This is a genomic window from Pseudomonas oryzihabitans (assembly GCF_006384975.1).
Classification (GTDB): Bacteria; Pseudomonadota; Gammaproteobacteria; order Pseudomonadales; family Pseudomonadaceae; genus Chryseomonas; species Chryseomonas psychrotolerans_B.
Window position 1 is genome coordinate 538,051 of record NZ_CP021645.1, and the last position, 26,382, is coordinate 564,432.

The 26,382-nt window shown below is 66.3% G+C and carries 22 protein-coding genes, 1 other RNA gene and 1 pseudogene; 19 read left to right on the forward strand and 5 right to left on the reverse strand.

The window, feature by feature from the left end; genetic code table 11:
- Window positions 1-61 precede the first annotated feature (61 nt).
- Window positions 62-2,446, forward strand: a complete 2,385-nt coding sequence (ligA, locus tag CCZ28_RS02425; RefSeq protein WP_140215598.1) for an NAD-dependent DNA ligase LigA — start codon at window positions 62-64, stop codon at window positions 2,444-2,446.
- Window positions 2,447-2,663: 217 nt separating this feature from the next.
- Here ligA and galE read toward each other — a convergent pair whose 3' ends face one another.
- Entirely contained in the window at window positions 2,664-3,752 is a 1,089-nt protein-coding gene (gene galE, locus CCZ28_RS02430; protein WP_140215600.1) for a UDP-glucose 4-epimerase GalE, read from the reverse strand.
- Window positions 3,753-4,110: 358 nt separating this feature from the next.
- Between galE and CCZ28_RS02435 the strand changes: the two genes are divergently transcribed.
- The 10 genes and pseudogenes from CCZ28_RS02435 (at window position 4,111) to CCZ28_RS02480 (ending at window position 14,170) form a co-directional block, all read left to right on the forward strand.
- Window positions 4,111-5,289, forward strand: coding sequence for a glycosyltransferase family 1 protein (locus tag CCZ28_RS02435; protein ID WP_140215602.1), 1,179 nt, complete (start codon window positions 4,111-4,113; stop codon window positions 5,287-5,289).
- Window positions 5,280-6,458 (forward strand): UDP-galactopyranose mutase, encoded by a 1,179-nt coding sequence (gene glf / locus CCZ28_RS02440; protein WP_140215604.1) that lies wholly within the window; start codon window positions 5,280-5,282, stop codon window positions 6,456-6,458. Before CCZ28_RS02435 ends, glf begins: the two co-directional genes overlap by 10 nt.
- An 8-nt stretch (window positions 6,459-6,466) precedes the next feature.
- On the forward strand, window positions 6,467-7,588 hold the full coding sequence (locus CCZ28_RS02445; protein WP_140215606.1) for a beta-glucosidase: 1,122 nt from the start codon (window positions 6,467-6,469) through the stop codon (window positions 7,586-7,588).
- Window positions 7,585-9,351, forward strand: coding sequence for an ABC transporter ATP-binding protein (locus CCZ28_RS02450; RefSeq protein WP_140215608.1), 1,767 nt, complete (start codon window positions 7,585-7,587; stop codon window positions 9,349-9,351). Before CCZ28_RS02445 ends, CCZ28_RS02450 begins: the two co-directional genes overlap by 4 nt.
- Before the next feature lie 98 nt (window positions 9,352-9,449).
- An RNA gene (gene ffs / locus CCZ28_RS02455) (signal recognition particle sRNA small type) lies at window positions 9,450-9,546 on the forward strand.
- Between the two features lie 182 nt (window positions 9,547-9,728).
- Window positions 9,729-10,010, forward strand: coding sequence for a hypothetical protein (locus CCZ28_RS02460; RefSeq protein ID WP_140215610.1), 282 nt, complete (start codon window positions 9,729-9,731; stop codon window positions 10,008-10,010).
- A gap of 178 nt (window positions 10,011-10,188) precedes the next feature.
- Window positions 10,189-12,153 carry a DNA polymerase III subunit gamma/tau gene (gene dnaX / locus CCZ28_RS02465; protein WP_140215612.1) on the forward strand — a complete coding sequence of 655 codons (1,965 nt, stop codon included), beginning with the start codon at window positions 10,189-10,191 and terminating at the stop codon, window positions 12,151-12,153.
- A 33-nt stretch (window positions 12,154-12,186) separates the two neighbouring features.
- Entirely contained in the window at window positions 12,187-12,513 is a 327-nt protein-coding gene (locus tag CCZ28_RS02470) for a YbaB/EbfC family nucleoid-associated protein (RefSeq protein ID WP_058762856.1), read from the forward strand.
- An 81-nt stretch (window positions 12,514-12,594) separates the two neighbouring features.
- Entirely contained in the window at window positions 12,595-13,194 is a 600-nt protein-coding gene (gene recR, locus CCZ28_RS02475; protein ID WP_140215614.1) for a recombination mediator RecR, read from the forward strand.
- A gap of 101 nt (window positions 13,195-13,295) precedes the next feature.
- Window positions 13,296-14,170, forward strand: a pseudogene (locus tag CCZ28_RS02480) (AraC family transcriptional regulator).
- 130 nt (window positions 14,171-14,300) lie between these two features.
- On the opposite strand, the gene fnr reads toward CCZ28_RS02480, so the two are convergent.
- Both fnr and hemN read right to left on the reverse strand, forming a co-directional pair.
- A complete protein-coding gene (gene fnr, locus CCZ28_RS02485; RefSeq protein WP_074527668.1) occupies window positions 14,301-15,032 on the reverse strand; it encodes a fumarate/nitrate reduction transcriptional regulator Fnr in 732 nt (243 codons plus the stop codon).
- Window positions 15,033-15,095: 63 nt separating this feature from the next.
- The gene (gene hemN, locus CCZ28_RS02490) at window positions 15,096-16,478 is read right to left on the reverse strand and encodes an oxygen-independent coproporphyrinogen III oxidase (RefSeq protein ID WP_140215616.1); all 1,383 of its coding nucleotides are present in this window, start codon (window positions 16,476-16,478) and stop codon (window positions 15,096-15,098) included.
- 112 nt (window positions 16,479-16,590) lie between these two features.
- Here hemN and CCZ28_RS02495 point away from each other — a divergent pair, with 112 nt between their 5' ends.
- Complete coding sequence (locus tag CCZ28_RS02495) at window positions 16,591-17,238, forward strand: alpha/beta family hydrolase (RefSeq protein WP_140215618.1); 648 nt, start codon at window positions 16,591-16,593, stop codon at window positions 17,236-17,238.
- Here the strand turns inward: CCZ28_RS02495 and CCZ28_RS02500 are convergent.
- Window positions 17,235-18,803, reverse strand: a complete 1,569-nt coding sequence (locus tag CCZ28_RS02500; RefSeq protein WP_140215620.1) for a rhodanese-related sulfurtransferase — start codon at window positions 18,801-18,803, stop codon at window positions 17,235-17,237. The genes CCZ28_RS02495 and CCZ28_RS02500 overlap by 4 nt on opposite strands.
- Window positions 18,800-19,402: a cysteine dioxygenase gene (locus CCZ28_RS02505; protein WP_140215622.1), complete on the reverse strand. Its 603-nt coding sequence runs from the start codon at window positions 19,400-19,402 to the stop codon at window positions 18,800-18,802. Before CCZ28_RS02505 ends, CCZ28_RS02500 begins: the two co-directional genes overlap by 4 nt.
- A gap of 254 nt (window positions 19,403-19,656) precedes the next feature.
- Between CCZ28_RS02505 and CCZ28_RS02510 the strand changes: the two genes are divergently transcribed.
- The 7 genes from CCZ28_RS02510 to CCZ28_RS02540 all read left to right on the forward strand — a co-directional run bounded on the left by CCZ28_RS02510 (window position 19,657) and on the right by CCZ28_RS02540 (window position 26,302).
- Window positions 19,657-20,436: a class II aldolase/adducin family protein gene (locus CCZ28_RS02510; protein ID WP_140215624.1), complete on the forward strand. Its 780-nt coding sequence runs from the start codon at window positions 19,657-19,659 to the stop codon at window positions 20,434-20,436.
- Window positions 20,433-21,386: an ABC transporter substrate-binding protein gene (locus CCZ28_RS02515; RefSeq protein WP_140215626.1), complete on the forward strand. Its 954-nt coding sequence runs from the start codon at window positions 20,433-20,435 to the stop codon at window positions 21,384-21,386. Before CCZ28_RS02510 ends, CCZ28_RS02515 begins: the two co-directional genes overlap by 4 nt.
- Window positions 21,383-22,357, forward strand: a complete 975-nt coding sequence (locus CCZ28_RS02520) for an ABC transporter substrate-binding protein (RefSeq protein ID WP_437179188.1) — start codon at window positions 21,383-21,385, stop codon at window positions 22,355-22,357. Before CCZ28_RS02515 ends, CCZ28_RS02520 begins: the two co-directional genes overlap by 4 nt.
- 276 nt (window positions 22,358-22,633) lie before the next feature.
- On the forward strand, window positions 22,634-23,662 hold the full coding sequence (locus CCZ28_RS02525; RefSeq protein ID WP_140215628.1) for an ABC transporter substrate-binding protein: 1,029 nt from the start codon (window positions 22,634-22,636) through the stop codon (window positions 23,660-23,662).
- Between the two features lie 60 nt (window positions 23,663-23,722).
- The gene (locus CCZ28_RS02530; protein WP_140215630.1) at window positions 23,723-24,565 is read left to right on the forward strand and encodes a MetQ/NlpA family ABC transporter substrate-binding protein; all 843 of its coding nucleotides are present in this window, start codon (window positions 23,723-23,725) and stop codon (window positions 24,563-24,565) included.
- Window positions 24,562-25,656 (forward strand): methionine ABC transporter ATP-binding protein, encoded by a 1,095-nt coding sequence (locus CCZ28_RS02535; protein ID WP_140215632.1) that lies wholly within the window; start codon window positions 24,562-24,564, stop codon window positions 25,654-25,656. The genes CCZ28_RS02530 and CCZ28_RS02535 overlap by 4 nt, the downstream gene beginning before the upstream one ends.
- A complete protein-coding gene (locus tag CCZ28_RS02540; protein ID WP_140215633.1) occupies window positions 25,649-26,302 on the forward strand; it encodes a methionine ABC transporter permease in 654 nt (217 codons plus the stop codon). Before CCZ28_RS02535 ends, CCZ28_RS02540 begins: the two co-directional genes overlap by 8 nt.
- Window positions 26,303-26,382 lie beyond the last annotated feature (80 nt).

Sequence of the window (26,382 nt, forward strand, 5' to 3'; positions counted from 1 at the left end):
TGCAATGGCGCCACAGATGGCGCCCGGGCCACCCCCGGGGTGGCGACAGTGAGAGACCGCCATGACCGACGCCCAGAATGCCGTCACCCGCATCGCTGCCCTGCGCAGCGAGATCGACGCCCACAACTACCGGTATTACGTGCTGGACGAGCCGAGCGTGCCCGATGCCGAGTACGACCGCCTGTTCGGCGAGCTCAAAGCGCTGGAGGCCGAGCATCCCGAGTTGGTGACGCCCGACTCGCCGACCCAGAGGGTCAGCGGCTCGGCCCTGGCGGCCTTTGGCACCATCCGGCACGAGGTGCCCATGCTCAGCCTGGGCAACGCCTTCGCCGACGAGAATCTGCAGGATTTCGACCGCAGCGTGGGCAAGCGCCTGCGTGAGGAGTTCGGCGAGACCGACTTCGCCGGGCCGGATTCGGGTGTGGAATACACCTGCGAGCCCAAGCTCGACGGTCTGGCCGTCAGCCTGCTCTACGAAGAAGGCCTGCTGGTGCGGGGCGCCACCCGCGGCGACGGCACCACCGGTGAAGACATCACCGCCAACGTACGCACCATTCGCAATGTGCCGCTGCGCCTGCAGGGCGAAGGCTGGCCACGAGTGTTGGAGGTGCGCGGTGAGGTGTTCATGTCCCGCGCCGGTTTCGAAGCGTTGAACGCCCGGGCCATGGAAAGCGGCGGCAAGACCTTCGCCAATCCACGCAATGCCGCGGCCGGTAGCCTGCGCCAGTTGGATTCGCGCATCACTGCCCAGCGGCCGCTGGAGTTCTGCTGCTACGGTTTCGGGCGCGTCGAGGGCGGCGATCTGCCGGACACCCAGTACGATATCCTCCAGCAGCTAAAGGAGTGGGGCATTCCCATCAGCCGCGAGCTGCGCAAGGTACAGGGCGCGGAAGGCTGCCGCGCCTACTATGAGGACATCGGGCGGCGCCGCGATGCCCTGGCCTACGAGATCGATGGCGTGGTCTACAAGGTCAATCGCCTGGATTGGCAAGGCGAACTGGGCTTTCGCGCGCGCGAGCCGCGCTGGGCCCTGGCCCACAAGTTTCCCGCCCGGGAAGAGCTGACCGAGCTACTCAACGTCGAATTCCAGGTGGGCCGTACCGGTGCCATCACCCCCGTGGCCCGTCTCAAGCCGGTGCAGGTAGCGGGCGTGACCGTGACCAACGCCACCCTGCACAACATGGACGAGATCGCCCGCCTGGGCGTGATGATCGGTGACAGCGTCATCGTCCGCCGCGCCGGGGACGTCATCCCGCAGATCATGCAGGTGGTACCTGAGCGGCGGCCGGCGGATGCCCGGCCAGTAGAGATTCCTACCCATTGCCCGGTGTGTGGGTCGGCGGTGGAGCGCACCCAGTTGGTGAAGCGCGGTAAGGGCAAGGAGTCGGTGAGCGAGGGTGCGGTCTATCGCTGCGTCGGTCGCCTGGCCTGCCAGGCCCAGCTCAAGCAGGCGATCATCCATTTCGCCTCGCGCCGGGCCATGGATATCGATGGCCTGGGTGATCGTATCGTCGAGCAACTGGTGGATCGCGGACTGGTGAAGTCGCCCGCCGACCTCTACACCCTGACCTACGAGCAGGTCGTCGAGCTCGAAGGTTTCGCGGAGGTGTCGAGCCGCAATCTGCTCGCCGCCATCGACGCCAGCCGTACCCCGAGCCTGGCGCGCTTCATCTTCGCCCTGGGCATCCCCGAGGTGGGCGAGGAGACCGCCAAGCGCCTGGCGCGCGCCCTGGGCAGTCTGCAACGCATCCGCGAGGCCCTGCCCGAGGTGCTGGTCTATCTGCCGGACATCGGGCCGGAGGTGGCCTTCGAGATCCATAACTTCTTCCAGTCGGAACACAATCGCGACGTACTGGAAGCGCTGCTGGCCAATGGCATCCAACTGGCCGACGAAGGCGAGGTGCACGCCGAATTCTCCGGCTATGCCGCCTTCGCCGACTTCCTCGACCAGTTGCACATTCCCTACCTGGGCAAGACCGGCGCCAAGACGCTGGCTGCGGCCTTTCCCAGCCTGGCCGCGCTGATCAAGGGCTCCCAGGACTGGCTGACCTTCAAGACCCTATCCGGACTCAACGAAAGAGCCAAGCAGGGCCTGCGCGAATACTTCGCCGCGCCGGATAAGGTCGCCAAGGCGCTGGCCATCGAGGCGCAGCTCAAGGCCTTCGGCATGCACTGGGAGAGCACCCGGCAGGCCGTGCAGGGGCTGCCGTTCGCCGGCCAGACCTGGGTGCTCACCGGCACCCTGGAGGCCATGAGTCGCGACGAGGCCAAGGAGCGGCTGGAGGCGCTGGGCGCCAAGGTCTCGGGTTCGGTATCGGCCAAGACCGCCGTGGTGGTGGCCGGCCCGGGCGCCGGTTCCAAGCTGACCAAGGCGACGGAGCTCGGCGTCAAGGTGCTGGACGAAGCCGCCTTCCTGCAGATCCTGGAGGCTCAGGGCGGACGCTGAGAGCAGAGGTCAGCCCCGGAGCCGCTGACCTTTTCACCAGTTACTTAAGCGCAGCCATAATCAACGATAGCGAAGCGATAATAATAAAATTCAAGTTGTATTTTATCGCTTCGTTTATAGCCTTTGTTGGGGCGGTACTCTTCGAGAGAATAGTGGATGACAACGCTTCGCTAACAACAGGCGAAGCGTTGTAATTCGATAGGCTGATTTTATCTTTTCAAGCGAAACGAGAGTTCGGTGCCCGGGACGGTTCTTTTTCCTGAACGGGTTCTTCCACGGCAATAGTCGCCTTGGACGTTTTCCGATAACCCTGGGGATTGAGCGACTGCCAACGCCAGGCATCTTCCAGCATGGTGGAAAGTTCGCGCTCGGCGCGCCAGCCTAGTTCACGCCAGGCCTTGTCCGGGTCGGCCCAGCAGAGCGTTACGTCGCCCGCGCGGCGGGGTGCGACGCGGCAGGGGATGGTGCGGCCCAGTTGGCGTTCGAGGGTGGCCACGACTTCCCGGACCGAATGTCCCCGGCCGGTGCCCAGATTCCAGAGCGAGACCCCGGGACGTTCCGCCAGGGCGTTCAAGGCCGCCAGGTGCCCCCGTGCCAGATCCTGTACGTGGAGGTAGTCGCGGATACCGGTGCCATCGGTGGTGGGGTAGTCATCGCCATAGATCTCCAGCCAGGGTCGCCGGCCGCTGGCCACCTGCAGCAGGTAGGGCACCAGGTTGTTCGGTGTGCCCTGGGGGTCTTCGCCGATCAAGCCGGAGGGGTGGGCACCGATGGGGTTGAAGTAGCGCAACACGGCGATGGACCAGTGTGGATCGGCCGTCGCCAGCCCGCGTAGGACCTGCTCGGCCATGAGTTTCGACTGGCCGTAGGGATTGGTGGGCTCGGCGGTCGGACAGCTTTCGCTGATTGGCGGAGTGCAGTGCCCATAGACCGTGGCTGACGAACTGAAGACCAGCTGATGCACGCCGGCAGCGGCCATGGCCTGGCAGAGCACCAGGGTGCCGCCGACGTTGTTGTCGAAGTAGCGCAAGGGGTGCTGGACGCTTTCGCCGACCGCCTTGAGGCCGGCGAAGTGCAGCACCCCGGTGATCGGCAATTCCCGCAGCAGCCGATCCAGCAGCGGCCGATCGCGGACATCACCCTGCACGAAGCGCGGCGCGCGCCCGGCCAGGGTGGCGATCCGTTGCACCGCTTCCTGCCGGCTGTTGACCAGGTTGTCCAGGATCACCACCTCATGGCCCGCCCGCAGCAACTCCAGTGTCGTATGAGAACCTATGTATCCTGCGCCACCCGTGATCATCAACATGCAACCGCCCTCGCGTCACCCGTAGCCGCCGAATAAAAATAAATATGTCGTGCAGGTTTTTGTGCAACTAAGGCTTCGCTTGATAAAGACTTTAAACGAAGCGTTAGTGTTGCCGATTCGTCGAGCAGATAAGCTTCTGAAGTTGTGCGGGGGCAAAGGTTCTAGCGAAGCGCAAGTTGCTCATAAAGTTATGAACCCTTGTCGATTCGATAAGTCGATAACGTTGCTCGATATCGCGTAGTGCTCTTGGCGATAAGGTCGGGACGGTCTTTGGATGTTTTACGAATTGCCCTTGCGCAGGCTGGCCGCGGGTGTTCTGCAGCGGTCGGTCTCGCGTTCGACATGACAGGAGCACAAGATGAGTTGGGCCGGCCCTCATACCGAAACGATAGGCAAGACCGCACACCCGGTACGGATGGCGGAACGCCCCCTGGACCCAGGCAGACCCTTGTTGCTCTGCCTGGCGCATCTGCGCTGGAGCTTCGTCTACCAGCGTCCGCAACACGAGATGGTGCGCTTCGCCGATCACTACAACGTGCTCTATTGCGAAGAGCCCCTGGACGCGGCGGACGATAAGGCGCATTTGGACGTGCGCGTGGAAGAGAACGGCGTGCGGGTACTGGTACCGCGGTTGCCCGCAGGGCTGTCGAGCGAGGGGCGCGCGAGTGCCCAGCGAGAGCTCCTGCAGACCTATCTGCGCGAGTTGCAGATGCCGGTGGCGGTGGCCTGGTACTTCACGCCCATGGCACTCGATTACGCCGGCGAAATCCCTGCGCAGACCCTGGTATACGACTGCATGGACGAACTGTCCGCCTTTCGTGGCGCGCCTCCGGCGCTCTTGGAGCGGGAGGCGCAATTGCTTGAGCGCGCCGATCTGGTCTTCACCGGCGGCTACAGCCTCTACGAAGCCAAGCGCGACCGGCATCCACGGGTATTTCCCTTTCCCAGCAGCGTGGACGTGGCGCATTTCGGCCAGGCCCGCGAAGCCTTGCCGGAACCCCTCGATCAAGCGGACCTGGCGCAGCCGCGACTGGGCTTCTATGGCGTGATCGACGAGCGCCTGGATCTTGCGCTGCTGGCGGCGGTGGCCCGGCTGCGGCCGCACTGGCAGTGGGTGATGCTGGGGCCGGTGGTCAAGATCGCGCCCGACAGCCTGCCGCAATTGCCCAATCTGCACTACCTGGGCGGCAAGACCTACGATGAATTGCCCGCCTACCTGGCCGGCTGGGACGTGGCCCTGATGCCCTTCGCCTTGAACGAAGCCACACGCTTCATCAGCCCCACCAAGACCCCCGAATACCTGGCGGGGGGCTGTCCGGTGGTCTCGACACCCATCACCGATGTGGTGCGTAGCTATGGCGACAGCGGCGTGGTCTGGATCGCCGAGGGCGCCGAGGCCTTCGTCTCTGCCTGCGAGGCGGCGCTGGCCAGTCAAGATCAGCGCGAAGCCTTTCTGGCGCGTGCCGATGCCCTGCTGACCGGGATGTCCTGGGACAGCACCTGTGACCTGATGCGGGAGAAGATCCAATGGCGGTAACGGCGCTGGAGCGTTTCGATTATCTGATCGTGGGGGCTGGCTTCGCCGGCAGCGTGCTGGCGGAGCGTCTCGCCGCCGGGCTGGGCAAGCGCGTGCTGGTGGTGGATCGGCGGCCGCATATCGGCGGCAATGCCTACGACCACTACGACGATGCCGGCGTCCTGGTGCATCGCTATGGTCCGCATATCTTCCATACCAATTCCCAGCGCATCGTCGACTACCTGTCGCGCTTCACCGAATGGCGTCCCTACGAGCATCGGGTGCTGGCCGAGGTCGACGGCCAGCAGGTGCCCATTCCGATCAACCTGACCACCCTCAATCGGCTCTACGGTCTGGAACTGGACGAAGCCGGCGCCGAGGCCTTCCTCGCGGCGCGGGCCGAGCCGGTGGAGGATATCCGTACCTCGGAAGACGTGGTGATCAACCAGGTGGGGCGCGAGCTCTACGAGACCTTTTTCCGCGGCTATACCCGCAAGCAGTGGGGCCTGGACCCCTCGCAGCTGGATCGCTCGGTGACGGCGCGGGTGCCGACCCGCACCACCACCGACGACCGCTATTTCGGCGACACCTTCCAGCAGATGCCGCTGCATGGCTTCACCCGGATGTTCGAGCGGATGCTGGACCATCCCAACATCAAGGTGATGGTCAACACCGACTACCGCGAGATCCGCGACCTGATCCCGCACGAGCATCTGGTCTACAGCGGGCCGATCGACGAATTCTTCGACTATCGCTTCGGGCGCCTGCCGTATCGCTCCCTGACCTTCAAGCACGAGACGCGGGACGAGCCGCGGTTCCAGCCGGTCGCCGTAGTCAACTACCCCAGCGAGACAGTGCCCTATACTCGTATCACCGAGTACAAGCACCTCACCGGTCAGAGCCACGCGCGCACCAGCCTGACCTACGAATACCCCAGCGCGGAGGGCGAGCCCTATTACCCGATCCCGCGCCCGGAGAATGCCGAGCTCTATCGGCGTTACCAGCACCTGGCGGAAGCGACGCCCCACGTCATCTTCATCGGCCGGCTGGGGACCTATCGTTACTACAACATGGACCAGGTGGTGGGCCAGGCGCTGGCTGCCTACAAGCGCATCGAGGAAGCGGAGCGCGGGCCGGCGGCAGGGGAGAGCGCCGAACACCACGAAAGCCTGGCGCGGCAGGCGCCGTGAGGGATGCGATGACCCCTGACGCCCCGTTCCAGAGTTTCTTCATGGCCGGTTTCGAATGCTCCTGCCACCGCCGGGCCGATGGTCGGCGGCTGGACTTGCTCGCCAGCACCGCCCACGACCGCTGGGCGGCGCAGGACTATGACGCCGTGGCGGCCCAGGGCCTGCGTACCGTGCGGGACGGCATCCGCTGGCACCGCGTGGAAAGCCAGCCGGGGCAATACGACTGGACGAGCGTCCTGCCGCAACTCCGGGCGGCGCAGACGGCCGGCGTCCAGGTGATCTGGGACCTCTGCCACTACGGCTGGCCCGACTACCTGGATATCTGGCGCCCGGCCTTCGTCGAGGCCTTTGCCCGCTTCGCCGCGGCCTTCGCCCGGCTATTGCGGGAGGAGGGCGAGACCCAGCCGTGCCTGGCGCCCATCAACGAAATCTCCTACTGGGCCTGGGCCGGGGGCGACCAGGGACTGTTCAATCCCACGGCCCGCGGACGCGGCCAGGAACTCAAGCACCAGCTGGTGCGGGCCAGCATCGCCGCCATCGAGGCGATTCGTGCCGAGCTGCCCGGTACGCGCTTCGTCGCGGTCGATCCGCTCATCAACGTGGTGGCCCGCCGCCCCGAGCAACGCGAGGTGGCCGAGGCCCACCGCCAGGCCCAATTCGAAGCCTGGGACCTGCTCAGTGGCCGCCAGTGGCCGGGCCTGGGCGGTCGCCCCGACTACCTGGACATCCTTGGCCTGAATTACTACTCGGACAACCAGTGGTATCTCGGCGGTGGCACCCTGGCGCCGGAAGATCCGGCCTATCGACCGTTGCAGGGCATCCTGGCCGAAGTCCACCAGCGATACGGTCGCCCGCTGCTGATCGCCGAGACCGGCGCGGAAGGCCCGTTGCGGGCGAGTTGGCTGGACTACGTCGCCGACCAGGTCGGGCGCGCCGTCCGCCAGGGCGTGCCGGTGCAGGGCATCTGTCTCTATCCGGTGCTCGACTATCCCGGCTGGAACGATGACCGCCTCTGTCCCACCGGGCTGTTCGGCATCGCCGATGGGGCAGGGCGGCGCACCCTCTATGCGCCGCTCGCCGAGGTCTTGCAGCGGCATCGCCAAAGCCTGGAAGGCAGGAGTCCTGCATGAAGGCGTCCGCTCGACGTGAGCGCCGGCGGGCCGAGTGGCCCCTGCCGGAGCGGGTCGGCGCCTTCCTCTGGCGCTATGTCCGCCTGCGGCCCTGGCATTTCGGCGGCCTGCTGTTGCTGGTGATAGGGGCGGCGACCTGTGCGGTGGCGGTGCAGTACGGCATGAAGCTGCTGGTCGATGCCATGGCCGATCCCGGACACCGCGCCCAGGTGTGGAGTCCGTTCTGGCTGTTCATCTCGCTGATCGTCCTGGAAAACCTATTCTGGCGCTGTGGCGGCTGGCTCGGTTGCCGCACGGTGGTGGCCAGTTGCGCGGACATGCGCGTCGACCTGTTCCGTTACCTCACCGGGCACCCGATGCACTATTTCGCCCAGCACTTCGCCGGGGCCCTGGGCAATCGGGTCTCCGCCACCGGGATGGCCGCGGGTGCCATCTATGGCGGCCTGGCCTGGAAGATCATGCCGCCCTGCGTCGATTTCATCGGCGCGGTGGTGGTGCTCTGCACCGTGGATCTGCGCATGGCCGCGGCGCTGGTCGCCTTCGTGGTGATCGTGGCCCTGGTGATCACCACCTTCGGCATCCGCGGGCGGGCGCGTCACCAGCGCTTCGCCGCCCAGTCGGCCCGGGTCAGTGGCGAGCTGGTGGACCTGGTACAGAACGTCTGGACCATCAAGGCCTTTTCCGCACGGGAGCGCGAGGTGCAGCGCTTCGCCCAGGCGGTCGGCGTGGAAGCCCGCGCCCAAAGACGCAGCTGGATGCACCTGGAGAAGGCCCGGGTGCTGCACGACACCTGCCTGTCGCTGATGGCCGGTGGCATGCTGGCCTGGGCCATTGCCCTCTGGACCCGCGGCGGCATCACCGCGGGGGACGTGGTCATGGTCAGTGCCCTGACCTTTCGTATCCTGCACGGCTCCCGGGATCTGGCCCTGGCGCTGGTGGATACCACCCAGCAACTGGGCGCCATCGGCGAAACCCTGCGCATCCTCATCCAGCCGCACGCCCAAAGCGACGTCGAGCGGCCACTGGTGCAGGCGCGCGGTGCCCTGCGCTTCGAGGGGGTGCACTATCGTTATCCCGATGGTCGTCAGGTATTCCAGGGCCTCAGTCTACAGGTGCCGGCCGGGCAGAAGGTCGGGTTGGTCGGCCCCTCGGGAGCGGGAAAATCCACCCTGATCGGCCTGCTGCAGCGCCTCGACGATGTGCAACTGGGCCAGATCCGCATCGACGGCGAGGACATCCGCTCGGTGAGCCAGGACAGCCTGCGCCAGCGCATCGCCGTGGTGCCCCAGGAAACGGCACTGTTCAATCGCAGCATTCGCGAGAACATCCGCTATGGCCGCCCCGAGGCCAGCGATGCCGAGGTGGAGGAGGCCGCCCGTCATGCCTACTGCGACGACTTCATCCGCCAGCTACCCCAGGGCTACGACACCCCGGTCGGCGAGCGCGGGGTGCTGCTGTCCGGCGGCCAGCGCCAACGCCTCGGCATCGCCCGGGCCTTTCTCAAGGACGCCCCCATCCTCATCCTCGACGAGGCGACCTCGGCGCTGGATAGTCACTCCGAGACGGTCATCCAGCGGGCGCTGCTGGAGCTGATGGAAGGGCGTACCGTCTTGGCGGTAGCCCATCGACTCTCCACCCTGAGCGGCTTCGATCGCATCCTGGTGCTGGAGCAGGGCGTCATCGTCGAGGATGGGCCGCCGCAACAATTGCGCGAGGATGACGGCCGGTTCGCCGCACTCTGGGAGTTGCAGGCGGCGCAGTAGCAGCCTGTCCCGCTGCTAAGTCCTTGTATGGCTTGCAACTTCACCCCAACCGCGTAGAATGGCGCACCTCACCTAAGGGTGGGGCGTTATGGTGGCTCCGTCGGTCCCCCCGCAACGATCAGCCGTGAACCCGGTCAGGCCCGGAAGGGAGCAGCCGCAGCGGTGATGTCGTGTGCCGGGGTGTGGCTGGCGGGGCCACCTCCATTTCTGCTCCAGCTTTTTTCTGCCTTTCCCTCCTCGCGTTTCCTCTTCCAGCCTTTTTCCTCACGTTAACCACTTCGCGAAACAATCGTGAGGCGGTCACTGTTTTGGTTCCTGTCTCCGTGCCATCATCCACGTTGCATTCTCATCTATGGACGGACGTCCAAGGAACGCTCGTGAAGAACGGACTCGAAAGCGCAGGGCGCGCACTCAGCCTCGGCCTGCATCCCTATCGCATCATTTGCCGACGCGATACCGACGCCCTCCTGGTTGCCCAGATCTATCACCCCACTGAACCCCTGTTGTTGCTCAAATTCGACCTGAGCGACGACGACGCGCTCAATCCTTTCAAGATGAACGCCACCGTGGCAAGCCTGCGTGTCCAGCTGGATGCCCTGGCGGCCTATGTCGCCAGCGTGGTGCTGGCCGATGGCGAGGACCGTTGCCTGCGCGCCTGAGACGCACCCTGTCACTGCGGTTTCCCTGGCGGATCGCTTGAAAGGTCGGGTGGCTGCCTCCATCTAGGGAGGTAGCGCCAGCCCCTCGGACGGCCTGGCGGTCGAGCATGCGGGGTGCATTAAACGCACCTCTTCGTTAGCATGTGCTCCCTTCCCGTCTTCTCCCGATCAGGTCTCGATGAGTTACCAGGTTCTTGCGCGCAAATGGCGCCCGCGGTCGTTCCGCGAAATGGTCGGCCAGACCCATGTGCTCAAGGCGCTGATCAATGCGCTGGACAATGAGCGGCTGCACCACGCCTATCTTTTTACCGGCACCCGCGGGGTGGGCAAGACCACCATCGCGCGGATCCTGGCCAAGTGCCTGAACTGCGAGACCGGCATCAGCTCCACCCCCTGCGGGACCTGTTCGGTGTGCCGTGAGATCGACGAAGGCCGTTTCGTCGATCTCATCGAGGTGGACGCCGCCAGTCGCACCAAGGTCGAAGACACCCGCGAACTGCTGGAGAACGTGCAGTACGCGCCTTCCCGCGGACGCTACAAGGTGTACCTCATCGACGAGGTGCACATGCTTTCGACGCACAGTTTCAATGCGCTGCTCAAGACGCTGGAAGAGCCGCCGCCCCACGTCAAGTTCCTGCTCGCCACCACTGATCCGCAAAAGCTGCCGGTCACCATCCTCTCGCGCTGTCTGCAGTTCGCCCTGAAGAACATGCCGCCGGAGCGCGTCGTCGCGCATCTGCAGCACGTCCTGGCGGCGGAGAGCATTCCCTTCGAGGACGATGCCCTCTGGCTGCTGGGTCGCGCGGCCGACGGCTCCATGCGCGATGCCATGAGTCTGACCGACCAGGCGATCGCCTTCGGCGAGGGCAAGGTGCTGGCCGCCGACGTGCGCGCCATGCTCGGTACCCTCGACCATGGCCAGGTCTACGACGTCCTGCATGCCCTGCTGGAAGGCGATGGCCGCGCGGTGCTGGAGGCGGTGCGCCATCTGGCCGAGCAGGGGCCCGATTGGAGTGGCGTGTTGGCCGAGTTGCTCAACGTGCTGCATCGGGTGGCCATCGCCCAGGTACTGCCCGATGCGGTGGACAACGGCCAGGGCGATCGCGAGCGAGTGCTGACGCTGGCGCAAGCGCTGCCCGCGGAAGACGTTCAGTACTACTACCAACTAGGTCTGGTCGGGCGGCGCGATCTGCCGCTGGCGCCGGACCCACGGCATGGCTTCGAGATGGTGTTGCTGCGCATGCTGGCCTTCCGGCCGGCAGGTGTGGCTCTTCCCGAACGGCCGGCGTTAAAGACGACGGGAGCCAGCCCGGCCACGGCTGACTCCGACTCGCGTCCGGTGGCCGCGGCGGCTCCCGTGGCGGTGGCGCCTGCGCCGGTAGCGGCAGCTCCGCAGCCGCCAGCGCCGGTTACGCCGCTCGTCAGTAATACCACCCCTATAGAAGAGCCAGTCGATCTCCCCTGGGAGGAACCTGCGCCTGAGACGAACAAGGCGGCGCCGGTTTCGCCAGCGCCGCCTGCAGCGCCGACCGCGCCGGCCGTGCCCTATGTCGAGGCGACGTCCGTGGCCACGGTGATCGCCGATGTGCCGGCGGACACCTCCGGTGACGATCTGGACGGTGACGAAGAGCCGCCGCCGGCCGAGGATTATTACGAGGTGGGGCTGGACGATTATCTCGACACCCTCGGTGAGCCGGAGGTCGACACTATCGCCGAGACCGCCTCGACGGTGGCGGTACCGCCGGCCACGGGATTGGCCGCCGATTGGCAGGCGCTGTTTCCCGAGCTCAAGCTGGGCGGCCTGACCGCCAGCATCGCGGCCAACTGCACCCTGGTGGCGGTGGAGGGTGATCGCTGGCACCTGCACCTGGACCCGGCGCAAAGTGCACTGTTCAATGCCAACCAGCAGCGCCGGCTCAACGATGCGCTGAGCCAGCAGCAGGGTCGTCCCATCACGCTCGAGGTGACCATCCAGACGCCCGAGCAGGAGACGCCCGCCCAGGCGGCCGCGCGGCGCCGTGCGGAGCGCCAGCGTGAAGCGGAGCAGTCCATCCAGGACGATCCGCTGATCCGCCAGATGATTCAACAGTTCGCCGCCACGGTGCGCGCGGGTACCATCGAGCCGGTCGACACCCAAGCCTGACCGGCTTCCAATTCATAGTTCGAGGTAGCAGACATGATGAAAGGTGGCATGGCCGGCCTGATGAAGCAGGCCCAGCAGATGCAGGAAAAAATGCAGAAGATGCAGGAAGAGCTGGCGAACGCCGAAGTGACCGGTCAATCCGGCGCCGGCCTGGTCAGCGTCGTCATGACCGGTCGACACGACGTCAAGCGCGTCAGCCTGGACGACAGCCTGATGCAGGAAGACAAGGAAATCCTCGAAGACCTGATCGCTGCCGCGGTGAACGATGCCGTGCGCAAGATCGAGCAGAACAGCCAGGACAAGATGTCCGGCATGACCGCCGGCATGCAACTGCCGCCCGGCTTCAAGATGCCTTTCTAGTTTTCATCTGAAAAGAGCCTGGGCTCTTGCCACGGGTGCCCCCAGGCACCCGTTTTCTTTCGCTCTCCAGTACGGTAGTCCATGAGCTTCAGTCCCCTGATTCGCCAACTGATCGATGCGCTCCGCGTGCTGCCCGGCGTCGGGCAGAAATCCGCCCAGCGCATGGCCCTGCAACTGCTCGAACGCGAACGCCAGGGTGGCCTGCGTCTGGCGAGCGCCCTCAACGCGGCCATGGAAGGGGTGGGTTACTGCCGCCAGTGCCGCACCCTGAGCGAGGACGAGATCTGCGGTTTCTGTGCCGATACCCGCCGTGACGACAGCATCCTCTGCGTGGTGGAGGGGCCGATGGACGTCTTTGCCGTGGAGCAGACCGGCTACCGCGGGCGCTACTTCGTGCTCAAGGGGCACCTGTCGCCCATCGACGGCCTGGGGCCGGACGCCATCGGCGTACCCGAGCTCGAACGGCGCGTCAGCGAAGGCAGCTTCCAGGAAATGATCATCGCCACCAACCCCACGGTGGAAGGCGAGGCGACCGCCTATTACATCGCCCAGCTGCTGGCTCCCAAGGGCCTGACCATCTCGCGTATCGCCCATGGCGTACCCCTGGGTGGCGAACTGGATCTGGTCGATGGTGGCACCCTGACCCATGCCTTTGCCGGGCGCAAGCCGATCAGTCTCTAGTCTTACATTCATCAGCGACAGGCCATTGCGCAAGGACGGCTAGGTATCGTCACCCCGAGATAGGCGATCCTTGGGCGGTCGAACAACACCAGGCCAGCCCCATGGATCTGCCCGTCATCCCTTCGCCCGTCACCTATCCCCATCGCCTCGAAGCGGTTCTCGCCTATATCGAGGCGAATCTGGACGGTGACCTGTCGGTGAGCACCCTGAGTCGGGTCGCTGCCTTCTCGGCCTTTCACTTCCATCGACAGTTCACCGCCTTCCTGGGGATGCCGGTCGCCCGTTACGTGCACCTGTTGCGCCTGCGGCGTGCGGGGTTGGGCCTACTCGCAGCCAGGCGCCGCTCCGTGCTGGAAGTGGCGCTGGAGGCCGGCTTCGAGAGTCCGGAAGCCTTCAGCCGGGCGTTTCGGCGGGTGTTCGGCCAGGCGCCGCGGCAGTTCCGTCAGCAAACCGATTGGCGGCCCTGGCATCAGGTATTCGACATTCCTCGTCTATCCAGGAGTCTCGTCATGCACCTACGTCTAGTGGAATTCACCGTGGTCAGGATCGCCGCCTTCGAACACCGGGGACCGCGTCACCAGCTCGAGGAGAGCGTGCGCCTCTTCATCGACTGGCGTAAACGCAGCGGCCAGTCACCGGTGGCGACCAGTCGGACCTTCGGCATACCCTTCAGCAATCCCGATACCACCCCCGCAGAGGACTTTCGCTTCGCCATTGGCGGCGAGATCAGCGAAGACGTCTGGCCCAATGCTCAGGGGTACGGGAGTTGCTCATCGCGGGTGGCCGTTATGCCGTGGTCCGCCACCAGGGCTCGACTGACCGAATAGACGAAAGCATCTATCCGCTCTACCGCGACTGGCTGCCCGGCAGCGGCGAGGAATTACGAGACGAGCCGCTGTTCTTCCACTACCTGAGCGTCTATCCAGAAACGCTCCAGGCGCTCTGGCAGACCGATATTTACCTGCCTCTGGTGTGACAGGGAGGGAGTCACGGACCTTGGCTTGCTAGCGCTTGGGGCCTTCACGGTCCGCGATATGAACGGCTGGCGGCTGGCAATGGCAGCGTCCAGAAAACGCGGCGGCGCCAGGAGTCGCGCCGTCCCGTCGTCAGCCTTCCAGTTGGCCGCCGGCCAGGGCGCAGAGGCGGGCCGAGTCGAGGATGCGCACTTCCTTGCCTTCAGCGGCCAGCACGCCGCTCTGTTGGAAGCGGGTGAACACCCGCGATACCGTTTCCACCGCCAGGCCGAGGAAGTTGCCGATTTCGTTGCGCGACATGCTCAGGCGGAATTGCTGGGCGGAAAAGCCGCGGGCATGGAAGCGCGCCGAGAGATTGACCAGGAAGGTGGCGATGCGCTCGTCGGCGCTCTTCTTGGACAGCAGCACCATCATCTGCTGGTCGTCGCGGATTTCCCGGCTCATCACCCGCAGCAGTTGCCGGCGCAGTTGCGGTAGTTGCTCGGAGAGTTCGTCCAGGCGCTCGAAGGGGATCTCGCAGACGGTGGTGGTCTCCAGCGCCCGTGCCGAGACCGGATAGCGTTCGCTGTCCATGCCCGATAGCCCCACCAGTTCGCTGGGCAGGTGGAAGCCGGTGATCTGCTCCTCCCCGGCGTCGCTCAGGCTGCTGGTGCGCAGGGCGCCGGAGCGCACCGCATAGACCGAGCCGAAGGTATCGCCCTGGCGGAACAGATGGTCCCCCTTGGCCAGCGGCCGACCGCGCTTGACGATCTGGTCGAGGGCGTCGAGGTCTTTCAGATCGAGCGACAGTGGCAGGCACAGCGAGGCGAGGCTGCAATCCTTGCAATGGGCCTGGGCGGTGCGCAGCTTGAGGGGCTCGGTCATGGGAGAGGGTCGCTTCTCGTCTGATTCCAAAAGTCTAACTCTAGCAGTCATGGCAGGCATGGGTCATATCACCCGAGAAAAGCGCTGGGGATCGCCGTCCGGCAGGTAGCGGTCGAACAGCATGCATAGGGCGCGGATCAGCAGACGGCCCGGTGGCAGTACCTGGATGCCTCGCTCATCGAGGCGGATCAGGCCGTCGGCGGCCATGGCGCTGAGTTGCGGCCAGGCGTCGGCGAAATACTGGCGGAAATCCAGTTCGCAACTGCGCTCGATGGCGGCGAAATCCAGTTGGAAATGGCAGATCAACTGGGCGATCACCGCGCCGCGGATGCGGTCGTCCCGCGAGCGGCGCAGGCCGCGGGCGATGGCCAGTTCACCGTGGGTCAGGTGCTCCTGATAGTGAGCGAGGTCCGGGCTGTTCTGGCAGAGCACCTCGCCGACCTGGCTGATGGCGGAAACGCCCAGGCCCAGCAGGTCGCAGTGGCCGTGGGTGGTGTAGCCCTGGAAATTGCGCTGCAGGGTGCCGTCTTCCTGGGCGATGGCCAGGTCGTCGTCGGGCAGGGCGAAATGGTCCATGCCGATGTAGCGATAGCCGGCGGCACTCAGTTGTTCCACGGTGCGCTGTAGCATTTCCAGCTTGGCCGCGGGAGTCGGTAGTTCCCTGGCCTCGATGCGCCGCTGCGGCGGGAAGCGTTGCGGCAGGTGGGCGTAGTTGAACACCGATAGCCGATGGGGCTGCAACTCCAGCACCCGGTCCAGGGTATGGGCGAAGCTGGCCGGGGTCTGCCGCGGCAGGCCGTAGATGAGGTCCAGGTTGATGGAGCGGTAATCGAGGGCGCGGGCGGCCTCGACCAGGGTGCGGGTATCGTCGAAGGGTTGCAGGCGGTTGACCGCCAGCTGTACCTGCAGATCCAGGTCCTGGACGCCGAAGCTGACCCGGTTGAAGCCCAGTTCGCGCAGCAGCCCCATGGTGCTCCAGTCGGCCTCGCGCGGATCGATCTCGATGGAATAGTCGCCGCGGTCGTCGTCGGCCAAGGTGAAGTGGCGGCGCAGGTCGGCCATCAATTCGCGCAGTTGCAGCGGATTGAGAAAGGTCGGGGTGCCGCCGCCCAGGTGTAGCTGTTCCACCCGCTGCCCAGCATCCAGGTGCCGGCTGGTGAGGGCCATCTCCTGACGCAGGGCCGCAAGGTAGGCGACGCTGCGACTGCGGTCCTTGGTGATGACCTTGTTGCAGGCGCAGTAGTAGCAGATGTTGGCGCAGAAGGGCACATGCAGGTAGAGCGACAGCGGGCGTCCGGCCTGGCGGCTCAGGCGCAGGGCGCCGAGCAGGTCGAAAGGGCCGATGCCGTCGTGGAATTGCACGGCGGTGGGGTAGGAGGTGTAGCGAGGGCCGGCGCGATCGTAGCGGGCGATGAGATCGGCGTCCCAGGCGAGGGCGGCTGTCATGCCGGGCTCCAATGGTTTCGAGGTGACCAGTGTGAGGGGCACGGTCCCAACTCTATTGATCCAGATCAATGAACGCCGGGTTAAGCTCCGCGGCTTTGACGAGGAGTAGCCCATGGCAGACGAGTTGTATCTCGGGAGCTTTCGCGAATGCCGCCCGAATGGCACGCCCCTGGCGACCCTGCTGCTGGCCCATGGCGCCGGGGCGGGGATGGACAGTCCCTTCCTGCAGCAGCTAGCCGAGGAGCTGGCGCGGCGCGACGTCCGTACCCTGAGGTTCGAGTTTCCCTACATGGCCCGGGCCCGCGCCGAGGGCAAGCGGCGTCCGCCGAATCCGGCGCCGGTATTGCTGGAGCACTGGCGGGCCGTGGTCGCCAGCTGGCGTGCGGCGGAAAGCGGGCCGTTGTGGCTGGCGGGCAAGTCCATGGGCGGGCGGATGGCGAGTCTGCTGGCCGACGAGCTGGGGGCGACCGGGCTGGTCTGCCTGGGCTATCCCTTCCATCCGGCCGGCAAGCCCGAGCGGCTGCGTACCGAGCACCTGGCGACCCTGGCCACGCCGACGCTGATCGTCCAAGGCGAGCGGGATGCCTTGGGCAACCGCGCGGAGGTGACCGATTATGCGCTGGCGCCGGCCATCGAGGTGCAATGGATCGCCACCGCGGACCATGACCTCAAGCCGCTCAAGAGCAGCGGCCTGAGTCAGACCCAGGTATTGGCTGACACGGCGGCCTGGATCGCCGCCTTCGTGCGGACCGGCGGCTAGATCACCCGGAAGCCGCTGGTGCCATCGCGCCGCAACTGCTCGACCAGGCCGAATTCCCAGTCCAGGTAGGCCTGCATGGCCTCGCGCGGGGCGTCAGTACCCTCGTAGGGACGGCGATAGCGGTCACGGCGGCTCGACAGCAGGCGCGTCTCGCCGCTTTCCACTGGCAAGCCGGCAGCCAGCCAGGCCGCGGTGCCGCCCTCCAGCAGCAGGACGGGGCTATCGGTGCTGGCCTGGACATCGACGGCGGCGAAGGCGGCCAACTGGCCGCTGCCGCAGGTGAAGACATAGCGCTCGGCCGGTGGCAGGGCGGCGGGTAGATCGGCGCGCAGCACCCAGGCGGCACCGGGGATATGGCGCTGCACGTAGTTGGCGCTGGCGGTGACGTCCAGCACCAGGGTGCCCGGTTCGGCCAGCAGTTCCTGCAGGCGGGCTACGGAGATGCGCTCCACCGGCCCAGGGGTGGGAGTGGGTGCCTGCCAGGGGCCGCTGGCACTCAGGGCGGCGGCCGGGATGTCGTCCACCACCGCCACCTCCCAGCCCATCTGCGCCAGCCAGGAGGCGCTCATGTTGGCGCGCACGCCATCGTCGTCCACCAGCGCCAGGCGCGCCCCGCGTATCGGGGCGCTGTGGTCGGTCTCCTGCACCAACTGGCCACCCGGGGTGGAGCGGGCGCCGGGGAGGTGGCCGGCGGCGAATTCCTCGGGGGTGCGCACATCGATCAGGTAGTTGGTCCGCAGGGCATTGGCTCGCCAGGCGTCCAGCTCGGTGAAGGGGAGGCGGGCGACACCGGCGCGGTCGGCCACCTGGCGAGCACGGGTGGCAGCGGTCGCCCGAGTCGCCGGGCTGACGTCGCCGAAGCGGCGCGCCTGGCCGTGTTCCAGGGGCTGGCCGGCCAGGGTCCAGCCGATGGTGCCGTTTCTCAGGGCGGCTACCGGGTTGGGGATGCCGGCGTTGATCAGCGACTGGGCGCCGATCAGGCTGCGGGTACGGCCGGCGCAGTTGACGATGACCCGCGTCTGCGGATCGGGTGCCAGCTCGGCGACGCGCAGCACCAGTTCGGCGCCCGGCACGCTGACGCCACCGGGAATGCTCATGGTCTGGTATTCCTCGAAGCGGCGGGCGTCGAGGATCACCACGTCGGCGTCCTGATCCAGCAGCGCCTTGACCTCTTCGGCCGGCAGCGAAGGCGTATGGCGCCTGGCTTCCACCAGTTCGCCGAAGGCCTTGCTCGGCACGTTGACGTCGATGAACAGCTCGCCACCGCTGGCCTGCCAGCCCGCCAGGCCGCCCGCGAGCAGGGCCACATCGGTATAGCCCAGGGCCTGCAGACGCTCGGCGGCGCGTTCGGCCAGGCCTTCGCCATTGTCATAGAGGGTGATGGCCACGTCGCGGCGGGGCAGGCGGGACCAGGCCTCCAGTTCCAGGCGCGACAGCGGCAGGTTGGCGGCCCAGAGGGGATGGCCGGCGGCGAAGGGGTCTTCCTCGCGGACATCGAGCAGGGCGACTTCCGCGCCGGCGAGCAGGGCCTGGCGGATATCTTCGGGGGTGCGGAAGGCGGTCATGGCGTGGCGGTCTCCTGGGACAGGTCCCACAGGTTGGGCAACTGGCGGTTGGTGTAGCCGGAGATGAAGGGCTTCTCCTGGCCATCGTCGGCATAGACGGCGCGGCGCACGGCACCGATATTGCCGCCATAGACGTGGATGCTGATGGAGGTGCGGTCGGCATAGGCATTGCTGACCTGGTGGATGTCGCCTACCCGCGGCGACACCGCTTCCACCTGGCCCGGCTCCAGGCGCACGGGAGCGCCTTCCGGGAGCAGGCGGCCGTCGGGCGCGCGGGCGAAACCCTGGGCGGTCTCGGCGCCGCGCAGCATGCCGATCAGGCCCCAGGTGCGATGATCGTGTACCGGCGTGGCCTGGCCCGGACCCCAGACGAAACTCACCACGGAGAAGCGTTGGCGGGCGTCGGCATGGAGCAGGTACTGGCTGTAGCGCTCCGGCCGGGGCTGGGCGCAATCCTCGGGTAGCCAGTCGTCGTGGCGGACCAACTCGCCGAGCAGGACGGCGCCGCGCGCCAACAGTTCGGGTTCGGCGGGATGCTCATCGACCAGGGTGGCGAGGTCGTGCAGGAAGAGGCGCAGGCGGTCGAGCCTAAGGGTCATGACGGGGCTCCGCGAAGAGTGGCGGGTGGGCGTTGCGGCTCATTAAAGCAGGGCGGGAGCCTTCTTCCTTAGATTCATTGGTTCTTTGCTGAAAACCTTATTGAGCATAATTTCCTAATTTATATATCCGTATTGAGCATATTAGGTTATGCGTAATCGATATTTATGGATGGCGTCCAAGCAGAGTTAGGTTCTAAGCAGACCAGGGCAACGCCTGTCGCCCTGGCACCTTTTCCTGCTTTCGGAGCCCTTGCATGACCGCCTTCGTCCACTCACCCGCCAGCGTTCGCGCCCAGGTGTCCGCCGCCGAATGGGAGGCGCGGGTCAAGCTCGCGGCTGCCTACCGGCTAGCCGCCCGTGAACGCTGGACCGACCATATCTACACCCACTTTTCCCTGCGGGTGCCGGGGCCGGAGGCGCACTTCCTGATCAATCCCTTCGGCCAGACCTTCGACGAGATCACCGCCTCCTCGTTGGTGAAGGTGGATATCGACGGCGAGATCGTCCTCGACCCCACGGGGCTTGGCATCAACCCGGCCGGCTACGTGATCCACAGCGCCATCCACCGGGCCCAGCCCGAGACCCATGCGGTGCTGCACACCCACACCGCTGCTGGCATCGGCGTCTCCGCCCAGCGCGATGGATTGCTGATGATTTCCCAGCATGCCATGAGGTTCTTCGGCCGCCTGGCCTATCACGGCTACGAGGGCGTGGCCCTGGATCTGGACGAGCAGAGCCGGCTGGTGGCCGACCTCGGTCCGCACCAGGCCATGATCCTCTGCAATCACGGGCTGCTCACCGCTGGCCAGAGCCTGGAGGAAGCCTTCTGGCACCTCTATTACCTGGAGCGCTCCTGCTCCGCGCAGTTGGCGGCCCAGAGTGGCGGCGCCGAGCTGGTGATAGCGCCCGACGCCGTCGCGCAGAAGGTCAGCGATCTCATCCCCGGCAACCTGGCGCGCGGGGCCCATGTTCGTCATTGGGAGGCGGCAGTACGCCAGCTGGAGCGTCACGAAGGCCGGGAGTACGCGCAATGAAGCGACTGCTCGCTACCCTGGGTCTGGCCTTGCTGCTGGGGCAGGCCCAGGCGGCGCCGGATCTCTCCGGGGTGACCCTGGTGCTGGGCGACCAGGCCCGCGGCCTACGCGCCATGATGGAGGCCGCCGGGAGCCTCGAAGGAGCGCCTTACAGGTATCGCTGGGCCAACTTCCAGGGCGCCGCGCCACTGTTCGAGGCGCAGCGCGTCGGCGCGGTGGATACCTCCTATGCCGGCGATCTGCCGGTGCTGATGGCCGCCTCCGGGGGTGTGCCGCTCAAGCTGATCGCCACCAATGTCGGCTTTCCCCAGGCCAACGGCCTGCTGGTGCAAAAGGATTCGCCGATCCGCTCGGTGCGGGATCTCAAGGGGCATACCGTGGTGGTGTCCTCGGCCAAGGGCAGCATCTCCCAGCATCTGCTCTATGCCGCCCTGGAAGAAGCGGGGCTCAAGCGCGAAGACGTCACGGTCAAGTTCGTGCTGCCCACCGATGCCAGCGCCGCCTTCAATGCCGGGCAGATCGAGGCCTGGGCCACCTTCGATCCCTATCTCGGCATCGCCGAGCAGCACGGTGCCCGGCTGCTTCGCGACGGTGAGGGGCTGACCACCGCCCTGGGCTTTCTGACCGCCACCTCGGCATCCCTGGAAGACCCGGCCAAGCGCGCCGCCATCGCCGATTTCGCCGGTCGCCTGGCCCAGGCGCGGGCCTGGGCGGTGGCCCATCCGCAGGATTACGCCCGCATCTATGCCGAGCTGACCCGCCTGCCGGAGGACGCGGCCAAGGTCATTTCCGCCCGCACCTCCCACGGGCTACGCCCGGTGCAGCCTGCAGACGTTGCCGCCGTGCAGAAGGTGGCCGATCTCTTCAGCGAACTCCAGGTGCTGCCCAAGCCGGTCGACGTCGCCGCCCTGGCCGATGCCAGCGTCTTCACCCAGGAAGCCAAGCCATGACCTCAATCCGCCGTACCTTGCTGGCGCTACCGCTGCTGCTCGCCGCCAGCGCGGCCCTGGCCGCCGAGACCCTCACCCTGCGCATCGCCGACCAGAAGGGCAATATGCGCGCTCAGTTGGAAGCCGCCGACGGCCTGCGTGACCTGCCGGGCTATCGCATCCAATGGGCGGAGTTTCCCGCCGCCGCGCCCCTGGCCGAGGCGCTCAACGCCGGCGCGGTGGACGCCGGCATTATCGGTGACGGGCCCTTGCTGTTCGCCCTGGCCGCTGGCGCGCCGGTGAAGGCCATCGCCGTGGACAAATCCGATCCCTATGGCACGGCGGTGATCGTGCCCCAGGACTCGCCGCTGCGTTCGGCGGCCGATCTCAAGGGCAAGCGCATCGCCACCGGGCGCGGCTCAATCGGTCATTACATCGCCCTCAAGGCGCTGGATTCGGTGGGCCTGACCGCCCAGGACGTGAGTTTCCGCTTCCTTGGCCCGGTGGACGCCAAGATGGCCCTGGCCAATGGTTCGGTGGACGCCTGGGCGACCTGGGAGCCCTATACCGCCCAGGCCGAGCAGGTGGACGGCGCCCGGGTGCTGGTCAATGGCCGCGGGCTCTGGGCCGGCAACAGCTTCCTCGCCGCCACCGACAACGCCCTGGCCGATCCGGCCAAGCGCGCGGCCTTGCAGGATTACCTCGACCGCCTCGCCGCCGCCCAGCGCTGGGGCTACACCCACCTGGACAGCTATGCCAAGACCCTGGCGCAGATCATCGGCTTTCCCGAGGCGGTGGCGCGGCTGCAGTTCGAGCGGCGCAAGCTGCATTGGGAGCCCATCGATGCCCAGGTGGTGGCCGACCAGCAGGCGGCGGCGGACTTCTACCACCGCAGCGGCCTGATCCCCCAGCGGCTGGACGCCCAGGCGACCTTCGCCCAGGGCTTTCGGGTCGCCAAGCCGGACGAGCCACGGCAGGCGGCACGGGATTAGGGGGTTGCCAGGCGGATAGCGCGCTGTGTTGGGCTTCGCTGCGCTCAGCGCCAACCTGCGGTGATGGTTGAGGGCCCGGAGCGGGGTGGTGTTGGGCTTCGCGTTGCTCAGCGCCAACCTACGTACGACGGTGCGCCCCCTCTCCCTTTGGAAGAGGGCTGGGGTGAGGGAAAAACCACACCGACACCCGACCTATCCATATAACCCTTACTTATTTCAAAAAATCCAAAAACCCTAAGTAGGCTATAAGCCAACTCCATGGATGAGCGCTCCACGATGCCCCTACGTCTTCCCTTCACTCGTCGCCCCCTGATGCTGGGCTTCGCCGCCAGCCTGCTCACCGGGCTGGTCGCCGCGCCCCAGGCCGCGCAGGCCGAAGGCACCCTGCGTATTTCCGAGCAGTTTGGCGTTGTCTACCTGCTGTTGCACGTGGCGCGTGACCAGGGGCTGATCGAGAAGCACGGCAAGGAGGAGGGCGTCGACATCAAGGTCAGCTGGACCAAGCTCTCCGGTGGCGCGGCGGTGAACGAGGCGGTGCTCTCCGGCGCGGTGGACGTCGGCTCCGCCGGACTCGGCCCGCTGCTGACGCTATGGGATCGCACCCGCGGGCGGCAGAACGTCAAGGCGGTGGCCGGCCTCGGTGCCTTTCCCTATTACCTGGTGACCAACAATCCGGCGGTGAAGACCCTGGCCGACTTCACCGCCAAGGACCGCATCGCCGTGCCGGCGGTCACCGTCTCGGTGCAGTCGCGCTTCCTGCAATACGCCGCCGCCCAGGCGTTCGGCGAGCAGAACTGGAATCGTCTGGAGCCCCTGACCGTCGCCGTGCCGCACCCGGACGCGGCCGCTGCGGTGATCTCCGGGGGGACCGAGATCGATAGCCACTTCGCCAATCCGCCGTTCCAGGAACAGGAACTGGCCAGCGGCAAGGTGCACAGGGTGCTGAGCTCCTACGACGTCATGGGCGGTGCCAACTCGCCGACCCTGGTGTTCGTCACCGAGAAATTCCGCCAGGACAACCCCAAGACCTACAAGGCCTTCCGCGAGGCGCTGATCGAGGCCGGGCAGATTATCGCCAAGGACAAGGCCGCCGCTGCCCGTACCTACATCAAGGTGGAGAACTCCAAGCTCGATCCGGCGCTGGTCCAGCAGATCATCGAAAGCCCCGAGGTCAACTTCGACACGGCGCCGCAGAACACCCTGAAGCTCGCCCAGTTCATGTACCGCATCGGTGCCATCCGCAACCAGCCCAGCTCCTGGCAGGACTATTTCTTCGTCGACGCGCCCGATCAGCAGGGTAGTTGATTCTTTCCCTACGGGTTCCACCGGACCGCCGGACGAGCCCTCGACATCTCGAGGTCTCCCATGACTATTCCTTCCTTTCTTCAACGCCTTGGGCTGTTCCTGGCGAGCAGCATCCTGGCGCTGTCCGCCCAGGCGGCCGATCTTCAGAAAATCCGTCTCGGTGTCACTGAAAGCCCGCAGAGTGCCGCCCTGGAACTGGCCGCTAAACTGGCAAGGGAAAAGGGCGTGGACGTGGAAATCGTCTCCTTCAGCGACTGGAACACGCCGAACCTGGCACTCGCCCACGGCGATATCGACGTCAACTACTTCCAGCACCAACCGTTCCTGGAGAACGCCAACGCTCAGAACGGCTACGGCCTGGTGCCCATCGCCTATGGCGTGGAGAACAAAGTAGGGCTCTATTCCAAGCGGGTGAAGAGCTTCGCCGAGGTGCCGGACGGCGCCACCGTGGCGGTGGCCGATGATCCGGTCAACCAGGGCCGCGGACTGCAGCTCTATGCCCGTGCCGGCTTGATCCAGCTCAAGGCCGACGCCGGACCCAAGGCCAGCCTGCAGGACATCGTCGCCAATCCCAAACATCTGAAATTCATCGAGTTGCCCGGTCCGCAATTGGCCCGGGTGCTGGATGACGTGACCCTGGCGCAGAGCTATCCCTCGTACATTCTCTCCGCGGGTACCGCCGATCCTGGTAGCGCCTTGCTGTTCAGTGACGACGAAGCCAACGGCCATCTCTATGCCTTGCGTTTCGTGACCCGCCCGGAAAAAGCTAACGATCCGGCCATTCGCACCTTCATCCAGGTGTTCCAGAGCGATCCGCGGGTGCGTGAGGCCATCGCCAAGGCCTATGGCAATCCGAAGCTCTACAGCCTGGCCTGGCTGAACCGGCAGGAGGCCGCACGATGAGCAACGCCTTGCTGAAAGCGTTGGAGCCGCAAGCGCCGGCCGAACCTCAGGCCATCGCAGCCCGGGAGCACTTGCGCCTGAGCGGGGTGCAGAAGGTCTATACCGGCGGCGCGGTGCCGGTGACCGCCCTGGCGGACATCGACCTGTCCATCGCCCGCGGCGAGATCTTCGGCATCATCGGCCGCAGCGGGGCCGGCAAGTCCAGCCTGATCCGCACCCTCAATCGTCTGGAAGACGTCAGCGCCGGCCAGGTGCTGGTGGATGGCGTCGACATCGGCACTCTGGCCGGCAGCCAATTGGTGGCGCTGCGCCGCCGCATCGGCATGATCTTCCAGCACTTCAACCTGCTGGCCTCGCAAACCGTGCTGGAGAACCTCGCCCTGCCACTCAAGGCGGCCGGCTTCCGCCGTGACGAGATCGAGACGCGCGCCCGGGAATTGCTGGAGCTGGTGGGTCTGCAGGGCAAGGAGCAGGTCTACCCCTCGCGGCTCTCCGGTGGCCAGAAACAGCGGGTGGGCATCGCCCGCGCGCTGATGCTCAAACCCGAGATACTGCTGTGCGACGAGGCCACCTCGGCGCTCGATCCTGAGACCACCCAATCGATCCTGGCGCTCTTGCAAGACATCAATCGCCGCCTGGGCCTGACCATCGTCCTCATCACCCACGAGATGGCGGTGATCCGCCAGATCTGCGACCGGGTGGTGGTGCTGGAGCACGGCCGCATCGTCGAGCAGGGGCCAGTTTGGCAGCTCTTCGGCGCGCCCCAGGCCGAAGCCACCCAGGCGCTGCTGGCGCCCCTGGCGGCCCAGTTGCCGGCGGACCTCGCCAGGCAGCTCAGCACCACCCGCCAGCCCGGCGCTCGGGCGATACTGGAGCTGGCCTACGACGGCCAGGGCGTGGAGCCCGACTTCCAGGCCCTGGGCCAGGCGCTCGGCGCACCGGTGGAACTCCTGCACGGCGGTATCGACCGTATCCAGGGCCATGCCCTGGGGCGGTTGCTGGTGGCGACGACGGCGCCCGAGCGGCGCCTGGCCGCCTTTCTGACCCAGACCGGGCTGTTCGCCCGGGCACAGGTGGTGGGCTATGTCTGAGTTCATGATCAAGGCGCTGTGGAAGGCCTTTCTCGATACCCTGACCATGGTCAGCATCTCCGCGGCCATCGTCTGGTTCGCCGGCATCGCCCTGGCGGTGGTGCTGGTCACCACCGGGCGCGGTGCCATCTTCGCCGCGCCCACGCTCAACCGGGTGCTGGGCACGGTGATCAATGCCTTTCGCGCCACGCCCTTCATCATCCTGCTGGTGGCTTTGATCCCGCTGACGCGGCTGATTACCGGCACCACCATCGGCGTCTGGGCGGCGGTGGTACCCATCACCCTCAGCGCGACGCCGTTCTTCGCCCGTATCGCCGAGGTCAGCCTGCGCGAAGTCGGCGGCGGGGTGATAGAAGCGGCCCAGGCGCTGGGTTGCGAGCGGCGCCACATCGTCTTCAATGTGCTCCTGCCCGAGGCCCTGCCGGGGATCATCGGTGGCTTCACCGTGACCCTGGTAGCGATGATCGGCGCCTCGGCCATGGCCGGTGCCATAGGCGCCGGTGGCCTGGGCGACCTGGCGATCCGCTACGGTTACCAGCGCTACGACACCCAGGTGATGGCCGTGGTGATCGCCATCCTGGTGGTGCTGGTGTGCGGTATCCAATTCATCGGCGACCGCTACGTGCGGCATCTGCGGGCGCGCTAGCGCCGATTCCCCAGCTCTCTCCCTGCGACGCCCGGAGCGGCCCCTGGCCCTCCGGGCGTCGTCGTTTTCGTTTGCCGCTA